Genomic DNA, 17563 nt, shown 5'->3' with positions numbered 1-17563 from the left:
CCTAAATAGGGGCATAATTGTATCGGTCAAAACGTGAGAAGAAATGAAGATTAACGGCGAAACGATTGAATTGGATAAAGACGGCTATTTGCGGCACAGCGCACAATGGAACGAAGCGGTGGCGCAGGCATTGGCGGAAAAAGAGCGATTGGAACTCAGCGCCGCCCACTGGGAAGTGATCCATTTTGTGCGCGATTTTTATCAGGAATATAAAACTTCACCGGCGATTCGCATGTTGGTGAAAGCGATGGCGGATAAGTTGGGGGCGGACAAAGGTAACAGCCGTTATTTGCAGCGCTTGTTTCCCGAAGGTCCGGCGAAACAGGCGACCAAGTTGGCAGGGCTGCCGAAACCGGCTAAGTGCTTATAAAAACCAGATAGAAATTGTGTAAATATCTTTAATTGATAATTATTCGTATTTGAATTGGATGGATTTATTGATATAGTGTTAAACGGAGCAACAAGCGTTGCTTTGCACGTTTAACCTATCAATCAATAAGGAGCAACAAATGAATAAGCAGATAAAAAACCTTGTCAGCAGTCTGGTGTTAAGTTGCGTATTCGCATTTTCTGCGAATGCAGCCGCCAAGCCGTTCAAAGTGATGACAACCTTCACTGTAATCCAAGATATTGCGCAGAATGTTGCCGGTGACGCGGCGGTTGTCGAATCGATCACTAAGCCTGGCGCGGAAATTCACGATTATCAAGTCACCCCGAAGGATGTGATCAAAGCGCAGCAGGCGGATCTGATTTTATGGAACGGTTTGAATTTGGAACGCTGGTTTGAACGCTTTTTTGAAAATATGCCGAATAAACCGGTGGCGGTGGTGACCGAAGGAATCGAGCCGTTGCCGATTTCGGAAGGGGCTTATCAAGGCGCCCCCAATCCGCATGCGTGGATGTCGCCGAGCAATGCGTTGATTTATGTGGAAAATATCCGTCAGGCGTTGGTCAAACACGATCCGCAAAATGCCGACGTTTATAACCGTAACGCAGCGACCTATAGCGAAAAAATCAAAGCGATTGATACGCCGTTACGCGAAAAAATCAAGGCGATTCCAAGTGAAAAACGCTGGTTGGTGACGTCCGAAGGCGCATTCAGCTATTTAGCCAAAGATTACGGCTTTAAAGAGTTATATTTATGGCCGATCAATGCCGAACAGCAAGGTTCGCCGCAACAAGTGCGGTCTGTCATCGATCAGGTGAAAGCCAATAACATTCCGGTGGTGTTCAGCGAAAGTACGGTTTCCGATCGTCCGAGTAAGCAAGTCGCCAAAGAAACCGGCGCAAAATACGGCGGCGTGTTGTATGTCGATTCCCTGTCGCAAGCGGACGGCGCCGTGCCGACCTATTTGGATTTGTTGCAAGTGACGGTTTCGACCATAGTGAAAGGATTTGAATGATGATAAACGGCAAGGGTGCAGGCGGCGGCGATCCGCTGTTGGACGTTCATGATATCAGCGTGCGCTACAATAACGGGCATACCGCACTTCATGATGTTTCGTTTTCTCTTAACGGCGGAACGACTTGCGCTCTGGTCGGTGTTAACGGCAGTGGCAAATCCACGCTGTTTAAAAGTTTAATGGGCTTGGTAAAACCGCTGCAAGGTTCGATTCGCTTGCACGGTTTGCCGGTGCACAAAGCGTTGAAGCAAAATCGCGTTTCCTATGTGCCGCAAGCCGAAGAAGTGGATTGGCAGTTTCCGGTGTCGGTGTATGACGTGGTGATGACCGGACGTTATGGCTACATGAATTTTTTGCGGATTCCGTCGGCATTGGATAAGCAAAAAGTCGAGCAGGCAATGCAACGGGTTGATATCAGCCACTTGCGTGATCGACAGATTGGCGAATTGTCCGGCGGGCAAAAAAAACGGGTGTTTTTGGCGCGTGCGTTGGCGCAAGAAAGTCAAATTATTCTGCTGGATGAGCCGTTTACCGGGGTGGATGTTAAAACCGAAAATGCGATTGTCGAACTGTTGGGGCAACTACGCGGCGAAGGGCATTTGATTTTGGTTTCGACCCATAATCTCGGCAGCGTACCGCACTTTTGCGATCAAGTGGTAATGATTAACCGCACCGTAATTGCCGCCGGCTGCACCGAAACCACCTTTACCCAAAAAAATCTGCAACGGGCGTTTGGCGGTGTACTGCGCTACCTCACTCTCGGCGGCGAAGTGCTGCATGATGACGAAGATAACCGCACCTTAACCGTGCTGACCGACGACGAGCACCCGGTGGTATTTTATGGTGAAAAAGGGGCGGAACTGCCGCCGACGACACCTTGCAATAAGGCAGAACCGTAAATGTGGCAACTTTTACTTGAGCCTTTCCAATATGAATACATGACCAAAGCGGTGGTGGTGAGCGCCTTGGTCGGGGGCGTATGTGCCTTTTTGTCGGCATATTTAATGCTGAAAGGTTGGTCGCTGATTGGCGATGCCTTGTCGCACGCGGTCGTACCCGGTGTGGCGATTGCCTATGCCTTGGCGTTGCCTTATGCGGTCGGTGCGTTTTTGTCCGGGCTGTTGGCGGCGTTGGCGATTTTGTGGATTAAATCGATCACCAAACTGCGCGAAGACGCGATTATCGGCTTTATTTTCACCACCTTTTTTGCGCTCGGTTTATTTATCATCTCGCTGAATCCGACCTCGGTTGACGTGCAGTCGATTATTCTCGGTAATATTTTAGGCATTGCCGATGAAGATGTGTTGCAAGTCGGGATTATTATTGCGGTCTGTGTGGTGTTTTTGCTGATTTTTTGGAAAGATCTGCTGTTAGTCTTTTTTGATGAAAGCCATGCGGTTTCGGTCGGGATTTCGCCGTTGCGCTTAAAAGTGTTGTTTTTCACCTTGTTGAGCGCCTGTGTGGTTGCCGCGTTGCAAACCGTCGGCGCGATTTTGGTGATTGCGATGGTGATCACCCCCGGGGCAACCGCCTATTTATTAACCGATCGCTTCGGGCGTTTAGTGTGGATTGCGGTTGGTTTAGGTTTTGGTACCAGTGCGGTCGGGGCGTATCTCAGTTATTTTCTCGACGGCGCAACCGGCGGTCTGATCGTGTTTTTGCAAACGCTGTTATTTCTGCTCGCCTTTTTCTTCTCGCCTAAATATGGCATGTTGAAACGTAATAAAATCAAGGAGAAAGCTGATGATGGCCGAGCTGTTTAATTGGTTTTACGAGCCTTTTTCCTTTGAGTTTATGCGCCAAGCGTTGCTGACCGCACTTTTGGTGGCGGTGGTGTGCGCCTTGCTGTCGTGTTATTTGGTGTTGAAAGGCTGGTCGTTGATGGGCGACGCGATTGCGCATGCGGTATTGCCGGGCGTGGTGATTGCGTTTCTCTTGGGGCTGCCGTTGACGGTCGGCGCTTTCTTTTCCGGCGTTTGTTGTGCCTTGGCGACCGGCTATTTGAAAGAAAATAGCCGCCTAAAAGAAGATACGGTGATGGGCATTGTGTTTTCCGGGATGTTTGCTTTCGGGCTGATTTTATTCGTCAACGTCGATAGCGATCAACATTTAAGCCATATTCTGTTTGGTAATTTGCTCGGCGTAACCCAAGCGGCGTTTCAACTGACGCTGTGGATTTCGCTGTTCACCTTCGTGATTGTGTTTTTAAAACGCAAAGATTTTCTGTTGTACTGTTTTGATCCGGTTCAAGCGGCGGTGGTCGGCTTGCCGGTGCGTTTGTTGCACTATTTATTGTTGATGCTACTTGCCTTAACCATCATCAGCGCCATGCAGGTGGTCGGGGTGATTTTGGTGGTAGCGTTATTGATCGCCCCGGGCATTACCGCCTTTTGCCTCACCAAATCGTTTAACCGCATGCTGCTGATTGCGATCAGCGTGTCGCTGCTGTCGAGCGTGCTCGGCACGATTTTCAGTTATCATTGGGATTCCGCGACCGGACCAACGATTGTGTTGGTGCAATCTTGTTGTTTTATCTTTGCCTTGCTCTACCGCACTTGGCGCACCCAGCGGGATAAAGTGCGGTTTCAACAACAGACTAGCCCACATAAAAGTGCGGTCTAATAAGCGATGGCGAATTCGCGAAAGCGCACTTCGTCTTGATAAGGCCGCTCTAACACCTGATCGACTGTGGCGGAGCGCGGGCCGCCTTGTTGCAGCCAGTGGCGCAGGGCGTCGATTTGTTGTTCGCTGCCTTGCGCAATCACTAATACACTGCCGTCGGACAGATTGCGGACATTGCCTTTCAATCCCAATTCAGACGCCTTGCGCCATGTAAAATAACGAAAGCCCACGCCTTGTACGATCCCGTAAACATTAAATTGAACTTGCATAACGCCTCCATAAGCCTAAGGCAACTCTCAAATTTGGATAAAAATGCTAAATGACTATTTTATTTTATAATGTTTTGGCATAGGATAGACACAACCAATTTGGTTTTTGTAAAAAATCTGACCCTGATCGGGTTTTTTACCGATTTTTCTTATCATTGAGGAAATAACATGAAATTAGCTCATTTAGCGATTAGTGCCGTAGCATTGTTAACGGGTTTCAGTGCCGTAGCTGCAGAAATCAGTACATCATCCAATCTGGAAATATTGGCTGTCGATGGTCAAAAAGCCGGTGGCGGTTTATTGAAAAAAAATAAAACGGTAACGGTCGCCGACAACGAGACACACCAAGTTGTGGTACGAGTGGCGGAAATTATCCGCTCAGGTTCCGATCGCCGCTTATTCGAATCTGCGCCTGTGATCGTCAGATTCAAAGCCGGCAGTGAAAATATTCAAATTAAAGCGGACGGCGTGCTTGATGAAAGCGACGCCGCTCGTTTTGACAAAAATCCGAAAGTGAGTGTCGTAACGGCAAGCGGTCAGGCTGTGGCGAGCGAGCAAGATATTTTATCGCAAGACGGTTTGTTCCCGGGAAGAAACATCGCTGAAGATTTATCAAGCTACAATAGCAGCGGCGGTAAAGCAGCGGTAGCCGGATTTGCCAGTGCCAGTATGCCGGTTGCGATGGGAATGGCAAATGTGGGCAAAGCTTCAAAAGGTCAAGTGACCGTACAAGGGGAAAACGTTGCGGAACAGCAATTGCAATATTGGTTCCAACAAGCCGATAAAGCAACGCAACAACGTTTCTTGAATTGGGCGAAAAAACAATAAGCAGTAAAATTAAAATAATAAAAAAGTGAGCTTGGCTCGCTTTTTTATTTTAACCGGCAATAAGACAGAAGGACTGGCGATGAAAACAACAACCCGTCAAATTGGTGTAAAAAAACAGATTGCGTTAGTGGCGCATGATCATTGCAAGCAAAGTTTGGTCGATTGGTGCTTAAAAAACCGCACTTCGTTGGCACAACACGATTTATACGGCACCGGCACCACCGGAAATCTGATTGAGCAAAAGAGCGGTTTGGCAATTAAGGCGCTATTGAGCGGCCCGATGGGCGGTGATCAGCAACTTGGCGCGATGATTGCCGAAGGCAAAATCGATTTGCTGGTATTCTTTTGGGATCCGATGAATGCGGTGCCGCACGATCCCGATGTGAAAGCCTTAATGCGGATTTCGACGGTATGGAATATCCCGGTGGCAATGAATCCGGCGACCGCCGACTTTCTGATCAGCTCACCTTGTTTTAATAATCCGGTCGAGATTGAAATTCCCGATTATGCCGGCTATCTGGCGGAACGTTTAAAATAGGTAGAATATGAATTTAGCGCTGAATATTTTCAACTTTGTTTTTTTCGGATTCAGTACCGTGTTGGGGTGGTTTTTCGCTACGATCCTAAGTGCGGTTTTAATTGTCACTTTGCCTTATACCCGCAGTTGTTGGGAAATCACCAAAATGGCATTGGTGCCGTTTGGTCACGAAATTGTGCATGTCAAATATCTGCAACCGACCAATTCTCTGAGTAATAATGTGGGCAGTATACTGAATATTATTTGGTTTGTGGTGTGTGGTTGGTGGCTGTGTTTGCTGCATATTATGGTGGGTATTTCACAGTGCGTTACCATTATTGGTATTCCAAGCGGAATCGGACATTTCAAACTGGCGCAAATTGCCTTGTTCCCGGTTGGGCAGCGTGTGGTGTCAAGCGAAATGGCGCAGACGGTTACAGGGCGGCAATTTACCCAACCGTTTGATCACCGTTAACAACGGAGCGCTAAGGCAACATTGTGAAAACATTCTCTTGGCTGAACAGTAAAGTGATTGCGGTGATTCCGGTGTTTATCGCCGTCAACATCGCTGCCGGATTGGTATGGTATTGGTCGATTTCGGCAGTCGCAATGCCGTTTGTGTTGGGAATTATTGCCGCCGGTTTGGTCGATTTGGATCACAGTCTGAGCGGAAAGATCAAAAATATCCTGATTACGCTCGCCGCATTTACCACCTCCGCTTTCGGCGCGCAAATTTCACTGAATAATCCGCTTTATTTTGCCTTGATGATGACGCTGTTCACCTTCGTGTTCACCATGATGGGTGCACTGGGACAGCGTTACAGCACCATTGCCTTCGGCACCTTGATTGTCGCGCTTTACACCTCATTGACCTATTTGCCGCAAACGGAATGGTATATCAATCCGTTAATGATTGTTTGCGGCACGTTGCTGTATAGCATTTGCTCGGTGCTGACCTATCTGTTTTTTCCACGTTACAAAGTGGATGAAAATCTGGCAAACGCCTATTTGGCACTTGCCGATTATCTGGATTGCAAATCCAAATTTTTTGATCCCGATGAAAGTGAAAACAGCGAGCCATTGCACTTGGAATTGTCACAACTCAACAGCAACGTGATCAATGCTTTTAGCTTATGCCGCCAATCGCTGTTTTATCGTTTGGGCAGGCAGCAACACCGTTCGTCTAAAACCAGCCGGTTGATCCGCTATTATTATGCGGCGCAGGATATTCACGAGCGCGCCAGTTCATCGCATTTCAATTATCGCAAGCTGGTACAAAAACTGCAAAACAGCGATTTGATTTTCCGTATTCAGCGTTTGTTGGAATTACAAGCGGACGATTGCCGCGATATTGCCAATGCGATTTTGAAACGTGAAACCTACCAACCGAAAGATCGCCTGCAAAGAGCGGTCGGCGGGCTTGATCATTCTTTTCGGCATTTTATCAACCAGTATCCGGACAGCTCACAAGCGGAAAATTTGCGTACCCTAATCGCCAATTTAAAACATATTCTATGGCAGCTGCTGTTTCTTGGTAAAGAAAGCAATGAAATCCAACAATCTTTCAGCCAAATTATCAGCACTGACAGCGTGCGCGGACTGCGTGAAATTATTGCGGCGGTGAAGAATCATCTGACATTCGAATCGCAACTGTTCCGCCATGCGGTGCGGTTGTCGTTAGTGGTGTTGGTCTGTTGTATCATTGCCGTCGGTTTGAATTTAGAGCGAGGATACTGGGTGCTGCTGACGGCGATTTTTGTCTGTCAACCGAATTATTCGGCGACCAAAAAACGTTTGCGTGATCGGGTGATCGGCACTTTACTCGGGGTGGTTATCGGCTCGCTGTTGCCCTATTTTACAGCGACCTTAGCCGCCAAACTGGGCGTTTTAGTCGCCACCAGCACCCTGTTTTTCTTCTTTAGAAGCAATAATTACCGTTTTTCCACGTTGTTTATCACCATACAAGTGCTGGTCAGTTTTGACATCAGCGGCTTTGATCTGCATGCCGCGATGTTGCCGCGCGTGATTGACACCTTAATCGGCGCCAGCGTGGCATGGCTGGCGGTGTCTTATCTGTGGCCGGATTGGAAATACATGAAGATCATGCGCCTTATCCGGCGCAGCATTCAGAATAACGCCCGTTATTTGCTGTATATTATGGCGCAACTGCAATTTGGCGAACGCAATCATGTCAATTACCGCAGCGTCCGTTTGGCGGCGCATGAAAGTGCGGCGGAATTAAACACGCTGATTGGTAATATGAACAGTGAAGCGGAAAAATACCGCACTTTTCTACCAAACGCTTTCCAACTGTTGAAACAAAATTATCGTTTGCTTGGCTATATCTCGGCATTGGGGGCATTTCGGCATACCATGGGAGAGCATGGGGACAATAACTATTTCTTAATTGACCTTTATCCGGCGGCACGGGAATTAATCGAGGTGTTGCAAACCCTGGAACAACTGCCGGAAGCGCAATTCCAACAGAAAATCGAGCATATTCGGCAACGTTTGCAACTTGAAGCGAATATGCAATTTGCTAGCGCAACCCAGCTGCAACAAGACAGAGTGCTGCGCCAACAGCTGAATATGATGACCCAACTGCTGCCGGAATTGTACCAAAGCGTACAGCAGCAGTTGAAATTGGAGGCGGAGAAGTAACCGTTAAACCGTCAATGGTGCAGCCAAGTTCAGTGGTTTAATTTGCAACGGTTGAGGAGCGGTTTTCAGCTGCCAAATATCATAAGCCGCCTGTAATTTCAGCCATAAATCGGCACTACTGACACCGGCTAATTCTAGACGATAAGCCAAATTTGCAGAGACAGGGGCTCTCTCATGTAGAATTCGCGAAATGGTTTCACGTGAAAATCCCAAATGCGCGGCAAAATCGGTGATGGTCATTTGCAATTCGGGCAACACATCTTCACGTAAAATTGCACCGGGGTGAGTCGGTTTCCTGATTTTCATGATTTTTCCGCCTTAATGGTAATCTTCATAATCTAAAATATAAGCATGACCTTGTTTAAACTCAAAAGTAATGCGCCAATTTCCCGACACCGTCATCGACCAAACGTCGGCACGATTGCCTTTTAATTCATGTGATTTATAAAAAAGCGGAAATCACCAATACTGGCGGCTTTGTCGATAACATCGAGCATACGCAGTAATTTAGCCGCGTGTGCAGGATTAACCCCGTTGCTATAGCCTTATTTCAAATAACTGCTTTAGCCCTTTATGTTTAAAACTTTTAATCATATGCCGTTTATTTGTGATGTATCGTATCACAAAATGGATACAAAGGTGAATCAAGAAGGCTATTTTAATCAGATAAAAATTCGGCGCAGTCCTTCGGGTTAATTTTTGCGATGAAGATCGTAAAAATAAGAATTAGCTTATTCTTCTTTTTCACCCTCTTCTTCCAACTCGTCCGCCATGGCCGATAACGCCTCGCGGCAGAGTTGCGCTAGGGCGCGGTAGAAACCCTGATCATGCGCTTCGACTTTGCCGAGAAATTTGCTCATGACGGGCAGTAAAAATTGTTCAAATAAGGTTTGTTGTGCCAGTGTCGAATCGACATTGTCTTCCAACCATGACGCGGTCAGCAATAAATGGGCGACATGATCCGCTTGTGGCAGTGCGTCCATACCCCGTTGGTTTCTGAATTCAATAAAATCGGCTAAATTGTCGCGATAAGCTGAAATCTTCGGGCTTACTGTGCCGTTTTCGGCGAAAAGTTGTTGGTATTCTGCGTTTAATTGTTCAATGGCAACCGCACTTTGCAACTGTTGTAACGTCTTTTCGCTTTGGCTGTCGGTGCTCAATGCCCAAAGTGCGGTCAGGTTGCCTTGTTGCAGCCAAGTGAAAATCGGCGCAAGCACCTCATCTTGCGGCGTGCGGTAAAACAGATTGCCGAACAAGCGGCAAAGCATGGAAAAATCATTAATCGTAGTCGTTGTTGTCATCGGAATTGCCCTCATTATCGTATCAATAGGTTTCGGCGGGTTAAAATTTCGGTACAATGCTAACATAAAATCAGCCATAAATTAGGATTAGAAACAGATGAAATATATCGGTGCGCACGTCAGTGCCGGCGGCGGCGTGGAAAATGCCGTGACCAATGCGGTGGCAATCGGCGCGAATGCCTTTGCGTTGTTTACCAAAAACCAACGCCAGTGGGTGGCAAAACCGCTGACGGAAAGCAGTATCAAACAATTTAAACAGGCGCTTTATCAGGCGAAAATCGATCCGAAACACGTTTTGCCGCACGACAGCTATCTGATTAATTTAGGACACCCTGAAGCAGAAGCGTTGGCGAAATCGCGCGCTGCGTTTATCGATGAAATGCAGCGTTGCCGGCAGTTGGGCTTATCGTTGCTGAATTTTCACCCCGGCAGCCATTTGCGCCGAATTTCCGAACAGGATTGTATTGCGATTATCGCCGAATCGATCAATCTGGCACATCAACAAGTGCCGAATGTGGTGGCGGTGATTGAAAATACCGCAGGGCAGGGTTCGAATATCGGTTATCGTTTCGAACATCTGGCGGGAATTATCGAACAAGTTGAGGATAAAAGCCGGGTCGGCGTGTGTTTGGATACCTGCCATACCTTTTCCGCCGGTTACGACATCTCAAGTGCGGTCGGTTGTGAGCGGGTGTTTCATGAATTTGCACGGATTGTCGGTTTTGAGTTCCTGAAAGGCATGCACCTCAACGGCTCGAAAACCGCACTTGGCAGCCGGGTGGATCGGCATGATGTCTTACGTGGCGGCACAATCGGCACGGCGGTATTTGAATACATTATGCAACATGACGAATTTAATGATATGCCGCTGATTTTGGAAACCGTCAAGCCGGAAATTTGGGCGGAAGAAATTAATTGGTTGCGCAATTTGGCGTCTGAGGTTTAGAGAATTTCTTAACGTTATCGATTTTTATTAACGATTTTTTGAAGTTGCTCAAAAAAATAGATTTATCTGGCAAAAAAAACGGCTTTTTGCTGGAAAGGCAGCGTTACTTTCCGTAGAATCAAAGCACTTTCGAAGATTAATAACCTCTAATTCATATTATGTTGCGTAAACTGCTTTTTATTTTCGGCATTGCCGCTTTAACCGCCTGTAGTCATAACGGGCAACATACCGTTTATCAGTCCCAAGATACGCGTATCCGCACCAATTTGCCGAAAAATATCGGTAATGGCGTGAGCTTAGCGCAATTTACTAAACTGCATGAGTTTTACCACAACTGGCAGGGCGTGCGCTACCGTTTGGGCGGCACAACCCAAAACGGGATTGATTGCTCCGCCTTTGTATTAAACGCGTTTGATCGTGCGTTTGGGCTGCAAATGCCGCGCAGCACCGCCGAACAACGCCATGTCGGTAAAAAAATCAATAAAAGCGAGTTGGAATTTGGCGATTTGGTGTTCTTCCGTAAAAATAAACATGTGGGCATTTATATCGGCAACGGAGAGTTTATCCACGCCAGCACCAGTAAAGGCGTCACCACCAATTCGTTATCCGAAAACTATTGGTCGCGAAACTACACCCAATCGCGCCGTGTGATTAATTAACTGACATAAATCATAAAGGAAAGTGCGGTTATGCCGGCAAACCCGATTCTTGGTTTTCATCATGTCGCACTGATTGTCTCCGATTACGCACGTTCAAAGCAGTTCTATTGTGAAATCTTGGGCGCAAGCGTTATCGCCGAAACCTACCGTGCCGAACGGCAAAGCTATAAATTGGATTTAGCCTTTGCCGACGGCAGCCAAATCGAACTATTTTCTTTCCCTAATCCGCCCGAACGCTTAACCCAACCCGAAGCCTGCGGTTTGCGCCATCTTGCGTTTCAAGTCGCCGATCTGCAAAGTGCGGTCGATTATTTGCAACAACGGGGCGTAGCTTGCGAACCGATCCGTATTGATCCGCTCACCGGCAAACCATTTACCTTTTTTCAAGATCCTGACGGTTTACCACTGGAATTTTATCAAGGGGAGTTTTATCGGGTTTGAGCTATTCGTTGGCAACAAAGTGCGGTTCAACCGCACTTTCGTGTTTAAGCCTGCTTTTTAAATTCGGCGATGCGTTGTAAATGTTGTGAGATTTTCTTGAATTTATGGCTTTCGTTTTCGTCCCAAACAATGTCATAGAACGGCGAAAGCGTGTCGGCGCTGCGTTGCGAATCTAAAATGCCGTCCTCTTTTGATAAGAACACCAAACAGCGTTGGCGGTTTTTTTCACGGAAATGCTCCACGCATTTGGTGGCGATGTCTTGGTATTCTTCCGGACGGTCGATTTTGCCCTGCATATTTTCATAGGGAAACAGATTCGGATTGAAAATCGCTTGTTTAATGCGGCATAAGAAACCGATTCGCTCCGCCCAGTAGCCGCCTAAGCCGACACCGCAAATCAGCGGCGCGGGATCTTTGCTCTCATTCACCAATTTATGCACTTCGTTCAGCAAATGCTGCATATCGTGGCGCGGGTGCAAGGTGCTGTAGGTGACGAAACGCACGTCGGGATCGATAAATTTCAATTGTAGGATTTTTTCGTGATTCCCCGGACTATTGCAATCAAAACCGTGTAGATAAATAATCATTTTTGATTTCCCATAAAATACTTGTCAGGTGATAACCATAAACAATTTATGTTTATTGATCAACCGTTGCCGACAAAATCTGTTTTTCCAAATAGGCGATCATTTGCAGTGCGATGTCGATTTTACTGGTTTTTTCAATCAGTTCTAAGCCCGGACTGGCATTGACTTCCAAAATCATCGGGCCTTGATTGGAGCGGATAATATCCACCCCGGCAATATCAAGCCCTAAGGTTTGCACCGATTGCAGCGCCAAGGTTTTTTCCCGTTCGCTTAATTGGACTGGCTGCGCCTGCCCGCCGCGATGTGCATTGGCGCGAAATTCCCCGTTCTGCCCGCTGCGTTGCATACTGGCGATGATGTTGTTGCCGATCACGAAACAGCGGATATCCGAACCGTTGGCTTCGTGGATAAAATCTTGCAGCAGCGAGGCGATATTGGCTTGCTTCAGGGTTTCTAAAATACTGACCGCACTTTGCCGTTTTTCCGCCAACATCACGCCGATCCCTTGCGAACCGGACAGGGTTTTTAAAATCGTCGGCGAGGCAATTTGACCGACCGCATACTTGGCATCGAATTCATTGCCGCATAATGCGCTCGGCGGCACGGCGATGTCCTGTTGTTGCAACAACATCAAGCTGTGCCATTTGTCACGCGCATTCAAAAAGGCTTGCGAGCCGTTTAAACAGGGCACATCCATCGCTTCAAAATGGCGCAACAGCGCACAGCCCATCGCCGTGCTGCCCGAACCGAAACGCGGGATCACCGCGTCATAATCGGGCAATAAATACGGCGTTTGATCAAACCGCACTTGGTAATAAATTTTGAATTGGCGCGATTGCTCCTGATCCAGTTTTAACAAACAACGATTCGGATCGATAATATCCAACGTATGTCCGCAACTTTCCGCCGCCTCCAGCAAGCGTTGGCAGCTATATAAGCGCGGTTCGCGACACAGCATTAACAGTTTCATCGCCGATCTCCGCTATTTTTTGGCAAAACCCTGCCGTTGCAGATAGCCCAAAACGTGTGGACGCACCGGTTTGCCGAGGGTTTTCATCACATTGCGCGACCAATCCATGTCGGTTTGGCTGCGCTGCCAATAATAGTCGGCGACTTGGCGGTCATAATCTTGCAATAACGACGGATCGAGCGCTTGGTAACGGTTTTCACTGAGCAAAACCGCACCGGGTAAACGCGGTTTCAACGGCGGATCTTGATCGGGATAGCCCAGGCATAAACCGACTAACGGGATCACATGCTGCGGTAACTGCAACAGCTCTCCAACCTCTTGTATTTTATTACGAATCGAGCCGATATACACTCCGCCTAAACCGAGTGATTCGGCGCTTAACAGCACATTTTGCGCCATAATGCCGACATCGACACTGCCGATCAGCAACACTTCGCTGTAATCGGTCTGCGCCTCCGGCAGAATTTGGTGGTGGCGCTGGAAATCAATGCAAAACACCCAAAATTCCGCTGCGTCCGCAACATATTGTTGATCGGAAGCGTAGTATTTCATTTGCTCACGCACGGCGTTATCGGTAATTCGAATAATCGAAACGCATTGCAGATGATTCGAGGTTGAAGCGGCGCGGGCGCATTCGATTAAGGTTTGTACGGTTTCGGCGGCAATCGCTTGTTGGGTGAATTTACGGATAGAGCGGTGGGCAAGTGCGGTTGCAACGGTGCTTGATGTAGTCGGCTGTCGGCTCATACGGGAATCTCCAATCAATAACACGGAATAAATGAATGTGATGGCTTGATATATTACACCAATCACATTAATGCAGAAAAATCTTTTCTTATTTGCCGGCGGATCGGCTAGAATGGATCGGCTTAAAACAGTTATTTACCATGAAACAGGAGCTCCTATGTTTACCGTTATTTTTGGCCGTCCGGGCTGTCCTTATTGCGTACGTGCAAAAGCGTTAGCCGAAAAACTGCAAAACACCCGCGATGATTTCGAATATCGCTATGTTGATATTATCGCCGAAGGTATCAGCAAAGCGGATTTGTCTAAATCCGTCGGCAAAGAAGTGCAAACCGTGCCGCAAATCTTCATTGACGAGCAGCCAATCGGCGGTTGCACCGATTTTGAAGCGATCATCAAAGAGAAATTTGGTGTCGTAGCTTAAACCGCACTTTTTATCAATCGAAAAGCAAACGCGTTGTGCTTCGGCACGGCGCGTTTTTTATGCTATACTGCGCGCGAATTTTTTAAGCGGAAACCATGAAGAGGAAAAAAGAGTGGAACAAATGCCAAATTGCCCGAAATGTAACGGCGAATATGTTTATCACGACACCATTCAATTTGTCTGCCCGGATTGCGGCAACGAATGGAACGGCGAAGAAACTGACGACGGCAGCGAGGAGTTTATCGTCAAAGACAGCAACGGAAACCAACTGCAAGACGGCGATTCCGTGATTTTAATCAAAGATTTAAAAGTGAAAGGCTCATCTCTCGTGTTGAAAAAAGGCAGCAAAGCGAAAAATATCCGCTTGGTTGATTCCGATCACAATGTCGATTGCAAAATCGACGGCGTGAGCTTGGCGCTAAAATCCGAGTTTTTGAAGAAAGCCTAACCGCACTTTAGTATTTATAGTTGAAAGCCGTTTTTTAAACAACCTATTGTTTAAAAACGGCTTTTTTGTTGCTTGCTTTACAAATACAACGCCATCACCAGCGCATTTTCGCGTTTGCCGTCGGCGGCGGGGTAGTAGTTTTTGCGTTGGGTGACCAGATTAAAGCCCAAGCGGTCATACAGTTTTTGTGCAGCAAGGTTGGATTGGCGCACCTCCAGCCAGAGAGTCAATACCGCACTTTGCCTTAATTCGGTGATTAAATGTTGCAGTAACTTTTCTCCCAAGCCTTGTTGCTGATAGGCGGGATCGATTGCGATATTAAACAAGGTGGCTTCGTCCAACACCGTTTGGCAAATGGCGAAACCGACTAATTTTCCGTCTTGCAGCAATTTTAAATTCAGATAACGCTCGCCTTGATTATTCAGCAACGTGCCTTTTGACCACGGCGTGATATGCGCTTGCCGTTCGATTTGGTAGGCGCGCTCAAAATCCGTGCTTTGCAGCGCTAAAATCTCAATCATGAGCCGTCATCCTGTAGTTGGAATTGTTGCAACTGCTGCCACAGACGGCGTTTGGCTTGTGGATTTTGCAGCAGGGTTTGCCAGTCGTCAGTTTGAATGTGCGGCAGGGCTTGAAGTGCGGTTTGCGTTTGCCCGGATAATTCGGGCGTTTCCCCGACCAGCCACAGCGCGGGCGAATGCGTGATTTTCAGGCGGTTAAGTTGTTCGCTGTTGATGATTAAGCATTGCGCCGCCCGAATGCCGAGTGCGCGATACAAATCCGCCAGCAAGCTGTCGGCGGGCGATTGCTCGCTGACTAACAGCAATTTGATATTTTCCGCCACGGCAATCGCCGCCGCGCCTTTTAACGCTTGCGGACGGCGCAATGTCCATTGGTCGATGCCCATTTGTTGCAACAAGCGCGCGCGGCGTGCAGGCATAATAATCCTCGTGAAATGCGAAATCTGTATTATAATGAGCGACGATTTTAACCAATAACCCTCAGGATTTATAGTGATTTCAGTCGAAAGCCAAGTTTTGCAACGCCACCTTCCTTTTTTTGACGATAAATCGGTGCTGTTTGCCGGCAATCTGCACGATCTTTTCCCTAGCCAACTGAAAAACAGCCGTTCGTTGCAAGTGGTCAGCAGCTATTATGATTATGTGCGCAAGGCGCAAAGTGCGGTTGCGGCGGATTTTGCGCTTGAAAACCGTCATCAGGCGGATCTGATGGTCTATTATTGGGGTAAAAACAAGCAGGAAATGCAATTTCAGCTCATGCAAATGCTGGCGCAAGCCCCACTGGGACAATCGCTGTTGATTATCGGCGAAAACCGTTGCGGGGTGCGTTCGGCGGAGAAAATGCTGCAACCGTTCGGCAAGATTCACAAAATTGATTCGGCGCGCCGTTGCGGGCTGTATCATTTTGAATTACAACATAAACCGCACTTTGAACTGGAAAGCTACTGGAAACAATATCGGCATCCGCAATTAGCCGATTTGCGCGTACATAGCTTGCCGGGCGTATTTAGTGCCGGCGAATTGGATCAGGGAACGGCACTGTTGTTGTCGAGCTTGCAACAAAAACTGCGGGGACGAGTGCTGGATTTGGGCTGTGGCGCAGGCGTGATCGGCGGTTATTTAAAACGGCAAAATCCGGCGATTGAGCTGGTGATGAGCGATATTCATGCGATGGCGATTGCGTCGGCGAACCGCACTTTGCAACAAAATCAGTTACAAGGCAAGGTGGTCGCCAGCGATGTGTTTTCCGATTTGAGCGGCAAATTCGATTTGATCATCTCCAATCCGCCATTCCACGACGGCATTGACACCGCCTATCGCGCGGTGGAAACCTTGATTTCACAAGCAAAATGGTTTTTAAATCAAGGCGGGGAGTTGCGTATCGTAGCGAATGCGTTTTTGCCTTATCCGGAATTGTTGGATCGCCATTTTGGCGCACATCGCGTGCTGGCGAAAAGCACGAAATTTAAAGTCTATGCGGTTTACGCCTGATTTGCACAGGTGCGTAAGCAGCGAAATCTTGTTATACTTGCCCAAATTCATTGCAAGGATTGATTATGCCAGATTCAACAACTCAGAACAGTGCAAATAATACCATTATTATTGCGATTGCCGGCGCGTCTGCCTCCGGCAAAAGCCTGATCGCCTCCACCATTCATAAAGAATTATGCGAAGAAGTGGGCGGCGGCGACATCGGGATTATTTCCGAGGATTCCTATTATAAAGACCAAAGCCATCTGTCGTTTGAACAGCGGATCGAAACCAATTACGACCACCCGAATTCGATGGATCACGATCTGTTGGTGGCGCATTTGCAACAGTTAAAACGCGGCGAAACCATTCAAGTGCCGGAATACAGCTATGTTGAACACACCCGCACCGCCAACAGCCGCGAATTTGCGCCGCGCCGGGTGATTATTCTGGAAGGGATTTTATTGCTGACCGACGAACGTTTGCGCAATGAATTGAGTGCGTCGATTTTCGTCGATGCGCCGCTGGACATTTGCTTTATCCGCCGTTTGCAGCGTGATATGCAGGAACGTGGCAGAAGTTTGGAATCGGTGGTGTCGCAATACCGCAAAACCGTGCGCCCGATGTTCTTGCAGTTTATTCAGCCGTCAAAACAGTTTGCTGATATCATCGTGCCGCGCGGTGGAAAAAACCGCATTGCGATCAATATCTTAAAAGCACAAATTCTACAAATGTTAAAACAAAAATAGGGG

At 47.7% G+C, this 17563-nt stretch carries 25 protein-coding genes; 16 read left to right on the top strand and 9 right to left on the bottom strand.

The window, feature by feature from the left end:
- The first annotated feature begins 43 nt into the window (after positions 1-43).
- The 5 genes from ACWA50_RS12795 (at position 44) to ACWA50_RS12775 (ending at position 4025) form a co-directional block, all read left to right on the top strand.
- Entirely contained in the window at positions 44-370 is a 327-nt protein-coding gene (locus ACWA50_RS12795; protein WP_431053123.1) for a TusE/DsrC/DsvC family sulfur relay protein, read from the top strand.
- A gap of 151 nt (positions 371-521) precedes the next feature.
- Positions 522-1403, top strand: coding sequence for a metal ABC transporter substrate-binding protein (locus ACWA50_RS12790; protein WP_431054251.1), 882 nt, complete (start codon positions 522-524; stop codon positions 1401-1403).
- The gene (locus ACWA50_RS12785) at positions 1403-2302 is read left to right on the top strand and encodes an ATP-binding cassette domain-containing protein (RefSeq protein WP_431054250.1); all 900 of its coding nucleotides are present in this window, start codon (positions 1403-1405) and stop codon (positions 2300-2302) included. The genes ACWA50_RS12790 and ACWA50_RS12785 overlap by 1 nt, the downstream gene beginning before the upstream one ends.
- Positions 2303-3166: a metal ABC transporter permease gene (locus tag ACWA50_RS12780; protein WP_431053121.1), complete on the top strand. Its 864-nt coding sequence runs from the start codon at positions 2303-2305 to the stop codon at positions 3164-3166.
- Positions 3150-4025, top strand: coding sequence for a metal ABC transporter permease (locus tag ACWA50_RS12775; protein WP_431054249.1), 876 nt, complete (start codon positions 3150-3152; stop codon positions 4023-4025). Before ACWA50_RS12780 ends, ACWA50_RS12775 begins: the two co-directional genes overlap by 17 nt.
- Here ACWA50_RS12775 and ACWA50_RS12770 read toward each other — a convergent pair.
- A complete protein-coding gene (locus ACWA50_RS12770) occupies positions 4022-4294 on the bottom strand; it encodes an acylphosphatase (RefSeq protein ID WP_431053119.1) in 273 nt (90 codons plus the stop codon). The genes ACWA50_RS12775 and ACWA50_RS12770 overlap by 4 nt on opposite strands.
- A 168-nt stretch (positions 4295-4462) precedes the next feature.
- Here ACWA50_RS12770 and ACWA50_RS12765 point away from each other — a divergent pair, with 168 nt between their 5' ends.
- The 4 genes from ACWA50_RS12765 (at position 4463) to yccS (ending at position 8300) form a co-directional block, all read left to right on the top strand.
- The gene (locus ACWA50_RS12765) at positions 4463-5122 is read left to right on the top strand and encodes a curli polymerization inhibitor CsgI-related protein (RefSeq protein ID WP_431053117.1); all 660 of its coding nucleotides are present in this window, start codon (positions 4463-4465) and stop codon (positions 5120-5122) included.
- Between the two features lie 79 nt (positions 5123-5201).
- Positions 5202-5660 (top strand): methylglyoxal synthase, encoded by a 459-nt coding sequence (locus tag ACWA50_RS12760; RefSeq protein ID WP_431053115.1) that lies wholly within the window; start codon positions 5202-5204, stop codon positions 5658-5660.
- Positions 5661-5667: 7 nt separating this feature from the next.
- Positions 5668-6114 carry a YccF domain-containing protein gene (locus tag ACWA50_RS12755; RefSeq protein WP_431053113.1) on the top strand — a complete coding sequence of 149 codons (447 nt, stop codon included), beginning with the start codon at positions 5668-5670 and terminating at the stop codon, positions 6112-6114.
- A gap of 23 nt (positions 6115-6137) precedes the next feature.
- Entirely contained in the window at positions 6138-8300 is a 2163-nt protein-coding gene (gene yccS, locus ACWA50_RS12750; RefSeq protein WP_431053111.1) for a YccS family putative transporter, read from the top strand.
- Between the two features lie 3 nt (positions 8301-8303).
- On the opposite strand, the gene ACWA50_RS12745 is transcribed toward yccS, so the two are convergent.
- The 3 genes from ACWA50_RS12745 to ACWA50_RS12735 all read right to left on the bottom strand — a co-directional run bounded on the left by ACWA50_RS12745 (position 8304) and on the right by ACWA50_RS12735 (position 9601).
- Complete coding sequence (locus tag ACWA50_RS12745) at positions 8304-8606, bottom strand: HigA family addiction module antitoxin (RefSeq protein WP_431053110.1); 303 nt, start codon at positions 8604-8606, stop codon at positions 8304-8306.
- Positions 8607-8618: 12 nt separating this feature from the next.
- Positions 8619-8702: a hypothetical protein gene (locus tag ACWA50_RS12740; RefSeq protein ID WP_431054248.1), complete on the bottom strand. Its 84-nt coding sequence runs from the start codon at positions 8700-8702 to the stop codon at positions 8619-8621.
- A gap of 329 nt (positions 8703-9031) precedes the next feature.
- Positions 9032-9601, bottom strand: a complete 570-nt coding sequence (locus ACWA50_RS12735) for a TorD/DmsD family molecular chaperone (protein ID WP_431053108.1) — start codon at positions 9599-9601, stop codon at positions 9032-9034.
- Between the two features lie 97 nt (positions 9602-9698).
- On the opposite strand from ACWA50_RS12735, the gene nfo reads away from it, so the two are divergent.
- From nfo to gloA2, 3 genes are all read left to right on the top strand, one after another.
- Entirely contained in the window at positions 9699-10547 is an 849-nt protein-coding gene (nfo, locus tag ACWA50_RS12730; RefSeq protein WP_431053106.1) for a deoxyribonuclease IV, read from the top strand.
- A gap of 158 nt (positions 10548-10705) precedes the next feature.
- Positions 10706-11206, top strand: coding sequence for an NlpC/P60 family protein (locus tag ACWA50_RS12725; RefSeq protein WP_431053104.1), 501 nt, complete (start codon positions 10706-10708; stop codon positions 11204-11206).
- Between the two features lie 30 nt (positions 11207-11236).
- Positions 11237-11647 (top strand): SMU1112c/YaeR family gloxylase I-like metalloprotein, encoded by a 411-nt coding sequence (gene gloA2 / locus ACWA50_RS12720; protein WP_431053102.1) that lies wholly within the window; start codon positions 11237-11239, stop codon positions 11645-11647.
- A gap of 44 nt (positions 11648-11691) precedes the next feature.
- Here gloA2 and ycfP read toward each other — a convergent pair whose 3' ends face one another.
- From ycfP to nfsA, 3 genes are read right to left on the bottom strand one after another with little or no spacing between them, the layout of a single operon-like run.
- Positions 11692-12234 carry an alpha/beta hydrolase YcfP gene (gene ycfP, locus ACWA50_RS12715; protein WP_431053100.1) on the bottom strand — a complete coding sequence of 181 codons (543 nt, stop codon included), beginning with the start codon at positions 12232-12234 and terminating at the stop codon, positions 11692-11694.
- Between the two features lie 52 nt (positions 12235-12286).
- Positions 12287-13204, bottom strand: coding sequence for an ATP-grasp domain-containing protein (locus tag ACWA50_RS12710; RefSeq protein ID WP_431053098.1), 918 nt, complete (start codon positions 13202-13204; stop codon positions 12287-12289).
- A gap of 12 nt (positions 13205-13216) precedes the next feature.
- Positions 13217-13951: an oxygen-insensitive NADPH nitroreductase gene (gene nfsA, locus ACWA50_RS12705; protein WP_431053096.1), complete on the bottom strand. Its 735-nt coding sequence runs from the start codon at positions 13949-13951 to the stop codon at positions 13217-13219.
- 157 nt (positions 13952-14108) lie between these two features.
- On the opposite strand from nfsA, the gene ACWA50_RS12700 reads away from it, so the two are divergent.
- A complete protein-coding gene (locus tag ACWA50_RS12700) occupies positions 14109-14372 on the top strand; it encodes a GrxA family glutaredoxin (protein WP_431053094.1) in 264 nt (87 codons plus the stop codon).
- Between the two features lie 112 nt (positions 14373-14484).
- The gene (locus tag ACWA50_RS12695; protein ID WP_431053092.1) at positions 14485-14820 is read left to right on the top strand and encodes a zinc ribbon domain-containing protein YjdM; all 336 of its coding nucleotides are present in this window, start codon (positions 14485-14487) and stop codon (positions 14818-14820) included.
- Positions 14821-14897: 77 nt separating this feature from the next.
- On the opposite strand, the gene rimI is transcribed toward ACWA50_RS12695, so the two are convergent.
- The gene (rimI, locus tag ACWA50_RS12690) at positions 14898-15341 is read right to left on the bottom strand and encodes a ribosomal protein S18-alanine N-acetyltransferase (protein ID WP_431053090.1); all 444 of its coding nucleotides are present in this window, start codon (positions 15339-15341) and stop codon (positions 14898-14900) included.
- Positions 15338-15760: a DNA polymerase III subunit psi gene (locus ACWA50_RS12685; protein ID WP_431053088.1), complete on the bottom strand. Its 423-nt coding sequence runs from the start codon at positions 15758-15760 to the stop codon at positions 15338-15340. The genes rimI and ACWA50_RS12685 overlap by 4 nt, the downstream gene beginning before the upstream one ends.
- Positions 15761-15833: 73 nt before the next feature.
- On the opposite strand from ACWA50_RS12685, the gene rsmC reads away from it, so the two are divergent.
- Together rsmC and udk are read left to right on the top strand one after the other, a co-directional pair.
- Positions 15834-16832 carry a 16S rRNA (guanine(1207)-N(2))-methyltransferase RsmC gene (gene rsmC, locus ACWA50_RS12680; RefSeq protein WP_431053086.1) on the top strand — a complete coding sequence of 333 codons (999 nt, stop codon included), beginning with the start codon at positions 15834-15836 and terminating at the stop codon, positions 16830-16832.
- Positions 16833-16897: 65 nt separating this feature from the next.
- Positions 16898-17560: a uridine kinase gene (udk, locus tag ACWA50_RS12675; protein WP_431053084.1), complete on the top strand. Its 663-nt coding sequence runs from the start codon at positions 16898-16900 to the stop codon at positions 17558-17560.
- The last annotated feature ends 3 nt before the right edge of the window (positions 17561-17563 follow it).

This window comes from Testudinibacter sp. P17/SS/0325 (assembly GCF_053570765.1).
This window is presented reverse-complemented; position numbering and strand designations above follow the sequence as displayed.